This is a genomic window from Sphaerospermopsis sp. FACHB-1094, assembly GCF_014696195.1.
Lineage (GTDB): Bacteria > Cyanobacteriota > Cyanobacteriia > Cyanobacteriales > Nostocaceae > Sphaerospermopsis > Sphaerospermopsis kisseleviana.
Window position 1 is genome coordinate 1 of the sequence record NZ_JACJPT010000184.1, and the last position, 6157, is coordinate 6157.

The 6157-nt window shown below is 39.9% G+C and carries 4 protein-coding genes and 1 pseudogene; 4 read left to right on the forward strand and 1 reads right to left on the reverse strand.

Features of this window, described 5'->3' with window-relative positions:
* Positions 1–597: pseudogene (locus H6F47_RS26425) on the reverse strand (hypothetical protein); the annotation flags it as partial.
* Positions 598–1363: 766 nt separating this feature from the next.
* Here H6F47_RS26425 and hisA point away from each other — a divergent pair.
* From hisA to phoU, 4 genes are all read left to right on the forward strand, one after another.
* Positions 1364–2137 carry a 1-(5-phosphoribosyl)-5-[(5-phosphoribosylamino)methylideneamino]imidazole-4-carboxamide isomerase gene (hisA, locus tag H6F47_RS26430; protein ID WP_137666399.1) on the forward strand — a complete coding sequence of 258 codons (774 nt, stop codon included), beginning with the start codon at positions 1364–1366 and terminating at the stop codon, positions 2135–2137.
* 979 nt (positions 2138–3116) lie between these two features.
* Positions 3117–3869 (forward strand): response regulator transcription factor, encoded by a 753-nt coding sequence (locus H6F47_RS26435; RefSeq protein ID WP_190347970.1) that lies wholly within the window; start codon positions 3117–3119, stop codon positions 3867–3869.
* 53 nt (positions 3870–3922) lie between these two features.
* Positions 3923–5245, forward strand: coding sequence for a PAS domain-containing sensor histidine kinase (locus H6F47_RS26440; protein ID WP_137666397.1), 1323 nt, complete (start codon positions 3923–3925; stop codon positions 5243–5245).
* 28 nt (positions 5246–5273) lie between these two features.
* Positions 5274–5939 (forward strand): phosphate signaling complex protein PhoU, encoded by a 666-nt coding sequence (phoU, locus tag H6F47_RS26445; protein ID WP_190651717.1) that lies wholly within the window; start codon positions 5274–5276, stop codon positions 5937–5939.
* Positions 5940–6157 lie beyond the last annotated feature (218 nt).

The window sequence follows — 6157 nt, forward strand, 5'->3', positions numbered from 1 at the left end:
TAGGGAATTGGTAGTATCCCCGGTGCGGGTGAAAGTATAGAATAGGTTTTGTGTTCCATCTTCTGTAACTGTGGTGGGTGAGGTCAGGGATAGACTTACGGTGGGGTTGTTATACTCTACATCTAGTTTTTGACCATTTACCTCTAGCCAACCTCCATCATCTTCGGTCTTTAATTGTGCTAATACACCGGGAGATAACACCTCACCCTGTACTAGTGCCGCAAAAATCGCCCCCTCATCTCCCACGCTATCAGTCTGATTGATTTGAGCATCCACATAATGCCCAATTTCTTCTAAAATCACATTAACTATCGCGGCTGGTGAGGCTGTATTTAAAAAAGATTCTGATAGATAAATCTTGTTATTGCTGCTGGCATAGGCACCATTCGCCGTCCCCAAAACTTCCCCACTCACTACCTCAATTGAGGGAAGTTCGCTGAAATCTCGACTTTGCCACTGCTGTCGTAATTCCGTCGCTTTGATAGGATCATAATTTGTGCCAAAAGCAGTTTGCCAATTCGCCCAAAACCCATCAGATTGAGCAAAACCTAACAAAACATCGTAAACAGCAGAAGGAATGAGCAACAAATTTTTCATAGTAATCTCCTTAATTACTGAGTTGTTACACACCTAAATCCAATAATCCTGATGTTGTTTTTATGGTGCGGGCATTTTGCCCGCAAAAGTTATACAAACTAAATGCACAAAATCTTAAAACCTAAAAGAAAAACTTATAGACGTTAGGTTGGAGTGAAGAAAAACCCAATATCACCCAACTTACAGGCGATCGCTATTAAATGAGAATTAGCTGAATCATTTCTTTCTTATCCTTCATAGAAGGTATTTACTGAAGCAGTAATACCCAAATAATACTCTACATTATAATTATTGTGCAACTTTTAGCAAAGCAACTGTTAAAAACGGATTTGCTATTGCTGGATATTCCACTGGTGCAATATCATTTACTGCACCTTGACGACACAAAGCACCACTATACTATACTACCAACGGGTATATGAGGGTGAATTGAACTGCAAGTACCTGTACGAATTATTTTTTCAATTCCTACTTGCACCAGTTCATTAACTACAATAGACCTCTCCAAAATAGAATGTATTAATTTGTCATAAGTTGTAGGGGCGAAGCTTATGGGCGATAATTTAACGGAAAAATCAGACATCTAGATATCCCATAAGCTTCGACCCGCCCCCATAAATAAGTTCCATAATTTCTTTTCTGGAGATGTCTAATAGACTTTTCCAACAACCTCTTAAGGTTTGCAGAGAAAGTCTTTTTGTGGAAATGGGGAATAGGTAATAATGGGGAAACATAAAATTAATTACCCAATCACCAATCACCAATTATGCAAGTAATACCAGCAATTGATTTATTAGAAGGTCGTTGTGTACGCCTATATAAAGGCAACTATGCACAATCGCAAGTATACAGCGAAAACCCCGCCGAAACTGCGAAAATGTGGGTAGACCAAGGTGCAACCAGATTACACTTAGTTGACTTAGATGGGGCAAAAGCTGGTAAAATCGTTAACCTAGCAGCCATTGAAGCCATCTGTAATGTAGTCTCAGTACCCATTGAAGTTGGTGGAGGTTTACGCGATCGCTCTAGTGTTGTACAATTATTTAATCTCGGTGTGCAATGGGGTATCCTGGGAACTGTGGCAGTCGAACAACCCCAGCTAGTCCAAGAACTTTGTCAAGAATTTCCCCAACAGATTATAGTTGGCATAGATGCCCGTAATGGTTTAGTTGCTACACGCGGTTGGTTAGAAACCTCGGAAGTTTTAGCTACCCAACTCGCTACCCAAATGCAAGAATTAGGTGCAGCAGCTATCATCTACACCGACATCAACCGTGATGGTACATTACAAGGACCGAATTTAGACGCATTACGAGAACTCGCAGCAGCAATTTCTATACCCGTCATCGCTTCTGGTGGTGTTAGTTCTGTTACCGATTTGTTAAGTTTATTATCTTTAGAACCCCAAGGAGTCACAGGTGTAATTGTGGGTAAAGCTTTGTATACTGGGGATATCTTGTTAAATGAAGCTTTAAAAGCCATTGGTCCTGGACGTATTCAAGATATTCCACCCAATTTGGACTTTTCTAGCTTTGCTTAAATAGGTGACATCAGTAATATCTCTGATAGATTTCGGGAATAATAGATATTGCTGATGTAGATAAAATCGGCACTAAATAAATATTACAGATAAATCTCATGTCTAACCAAAACAGTAATTCCAATCAAAATAACCAAAAAGCGCAAACAAATAATAAAGCCAAAAGTAAAAGACCACAACCACCAAAAGGACTAGGAAAACCAAAGACAGAATAGATTAATTGATAATTGATAATTGATAATTATCAATTATTTATTATTGATGGTTCTGCATTACATATTATGCTAAATTGCGTTTATCAAAACGATGAACCCCTTGCCACGCAATAAATACTGGCATTATTTATGGCTTGCTGATAGCGTAGCGTGGCGTTAGCCATATAAATCTGAAAACTTTACAGGTAAAGGGTTTTAGCTATTTTGACTTGTACTGAGCGACTTGTACTGAGCGACTTGTACTGAGCGACTTGTACTGAGCGCAGTCGAAGTAAGTCGAAGTAAGTCGAAGTAAGCCGAAGTGCTTTCAAAAAGTGCAAGCTTGTATGAGGTGGCAACTGAAAAACCTTGCATTTAATTCCTACTTAAAGAAAAAATCGTTCCTATCCAACTTATGACTTACGCAAGATGTGACTGAAAACCTTATTCTTGCGTAGGGGTAATTCATGAATTACCCCTACTTTCGTTCCCTTTTGCGTAAGTCCTGCAACTCTTGAAACTGTCACCTGTCACTGGTCTTTCACAGATAACTTTTTCAGCAAACCCAATACCCCGAATTCTAGTCGAGGGAATGTCAATTAACCAGAATAAATCACCAAAGTGGTTGAAAATACTTGTTCATTGCGAGGAAATGTGATTTATGATATATTTGAGTTGTGATATTCAATACAATCAGCCCAAAATAGCTACTCTGCAATCAATGTAGATGATGAGTAGTTAAGCAATTATCAAGACGAGTACAGTCTCAAAACCTTGTGCTATCAATGTATACCACTGAATTAACTAAATATTCTGCTAAAGCGGAACTTGGACAAACTAGCCGCATTCTAGTAGTAGAAGATGAAGAACTCATCCGAGAAATGCTAGTTATGGCTTTGGAAGAAGAAGGTTATGAAGTCATCACTGCTAATGATGGCCGATCTGCTGTAGAGTATCTCAGAAATTGCGGATTCAATTCAGAAGAATCTGCTTTTGATTTGGTAATTTTAGACTTGATGCTACCGCAAATTAATGGATTAGATATTTGCAGGTTATTGCGTCATCAAGGTAACTCAGTACCTATTTTGATTCTCAGTGCTAAGGGTAGTGAAACTGACCGAGTTCTGGGTTTAGAAGTAGGAGCAGATGACTATTTAACCAAGCCATTTAGTATGCGGGAACTGGTGGCTAGATGTCGCGCCCTGCTCCGTCGGCAACGTTTAAGTAATTTACCATCAATACCCGTACTCAAGTATAAAGATATTAGTTTAAATCCTCAAGAATGCCGGGTGTTGGTGCGGGGAAAAGAGGTAAATTTATCACCAAAAGAATTCCGCTTGCTGGAACTATTTATGAGTTATGCTCGTCGAGTATGGTCACGGGAGCAATTGTTAGATCAGGTATGGGGACCTGATTTTCTAGGTGATAGCAAAACAGTAGATGTGCATATCCGCTGGTTACGGGAAAAGTTAGAGCAAGATCCCAGCCATCCAGAGTATATTGTGACTGTGAGAGGTTTTGGCTATCGTTTTGGCTAATTGGTGCATATAGTTGTTAGTTTTGAGTAATTAAATAGCAACTAACGACTCAAATGTTCTTATTGGGATTTCTTCTGGGTTTGGCAGTCGGCCTTGGTTTTTGGCTTTGGCAACAGTTTCAACTCAATAGTTATTTGGAGCGAGTGATCCAGCCTTTAAACTCCCATTCTTATAAAATAGCATTGCCTGTACTCCCCCGCTTGCGGCAGGAAATGTCAATGGTGAAGCAACAGCAACAAGATTTGCAGTTGTCATTGCAAACCTACAAAGAACTGCTTGATTCTGCACCTTTAGGATATTTGCAAGTAGATGAGGAAAATCAACTATTATGGTGTAATCAGCAAGCACGGGAAATATTGCATCTGCAAAGGTGGCAACCTGGACAGGTGCGCTTATTGTTAGAGTTGGTAAGGTCTTATGAACTTGATCAATTAATTGAGCAAACCCGTGATTGGCAAAAACCGCAGGTGCGAGAATGGATTTTTCACCCTTCCCGTGATCATGCTAAAGCTATGTTAGAGTTAAAGCCTTTGGCTTTGGAGGCTACCAGTTTACCTTTACCAGCAGGACAGGTAGGTGTATTCTTAGAAAATCGCCAACCATTGCTAGATATGAATCAGCAGCGCGATCGCTCTTTTTCTGATCTCGCTCATGAACTGAGAACACCCCTCACTTCTATTCGTCTGGTAGCAGAAACCCTGCAAAGCCGTTTAGATCCGCCCTTGAATCGTTGGGTGAAGCGTTTGATGCAGGAAGTTGACCGGTTGATTAATTTGGTGCAAAGTTGGTTAGAACTAACACAAATGGAAACTAACTCCACCATGTTGTTACATCTGGAAACGGTGGAAGTGCGATCGCTGATTTTCTCAGTGTGGGAAAATTTAGAGCCATTAGCGCAATATCACAATCTTAATCTTTCTTATTCCGGTTTAGAAAGCATCAGCATCCAAGCTGATAAATCCCGCATTCACCAAGTATTTGTCAATTTATTAGATAACTGTATTAAATACACCCTCCCTCACACTAATATTCACATTGAAGTTAACGTGATTTCTGTGAGTGAATTTATGATGAACGATCATCAATCTCAACTATTGGAAATTAATATCATTGATTCTGGTCTTGGTTTTGCGCCTATAGATTTACCCCACGTCTTTGATCGATTTTACCGAGGAGACAAAGCCAGACACCATGAGCCTGAAAGTAGTGAAACCGCAATTACTGGTAGTGGTTTAGGTTTGTCCATCGTCCGCCAGATTATCATAGCCCACGGTGGCACAATCAAGGCCATGAACCATCCCGAAACCGGTGGTGCTTGGATACAAATTCACCTGCCTCAAGTCATGGCAAACCCACTAAGTGAAGACTATAGTTAAGAATATATAAAATTTTGAGATTAAAGATGTGAAAGCTGTTTTTTATAATCCCAACTTTGAACGACCTGAACCTGAACGCAGCATTAGGCGTTTAGAGCGCGATATATTGCGTATGGGAGCTTTGGTAGAACAATCATTTCGCCTGAGCCATCAAGCTTTATTTAATCGCGATTTAACCGCAGCCGAGAAACTTCCCCGATTAGATAAAAAAATTGACCACTTTTATAGACAAATAGAATCAGATTGTACATCCATGATGACACTGCAAGCACCTACACCTCAAGAGTTACGTTGTTTTAGTGCCTTTATGCAATTAGTACGAGACTTAGAACGTATTGGAGATTATGCCAAGGATTTAGCGGAAATAGCCATTAAAATATTTCCTTATCCACCTCATCCTTGTTTAACAGAGATTGCGCTGATGTCTGACCAAGCCCAAGCAATGTTAGCAACTAGTTTAGTAGCTTTAGCAGATTTAGATGAAGTCAGTGGTCGGCGTATCAAATTTTTGGATGATGTTGTAGATAGTGCTTATGAAAATTTATATCGGATGTTAGCATCCCAGCGAGATGTTCCAGGGATTATTGAGCCAATTCTACTATTAACACTAGCAATTCGCTGTTTAGAGCGAATGGCAGATCACGCTACTAATATTGGACAACGAGTTGCATATATTGTCACAGGACAACGGTAGGCAGGAGGTAGGAGGCAGGGGAGATGGGGAAGAAAATTTTAGATTTTAGAAATGCACAGTTTTTCCAATCTATTCTTCAAAACCCTTGCACTAATTTCTTTCTTTATTAGCCTGTAGCCGATACAAAAAAGCTAACTAATGCTAACAAAAGTTGGCTTTTTCTTCCTGTTTCACCCTAGCAGTGTCGGCACTATCTAGTCCACAGGCTAACACGATCA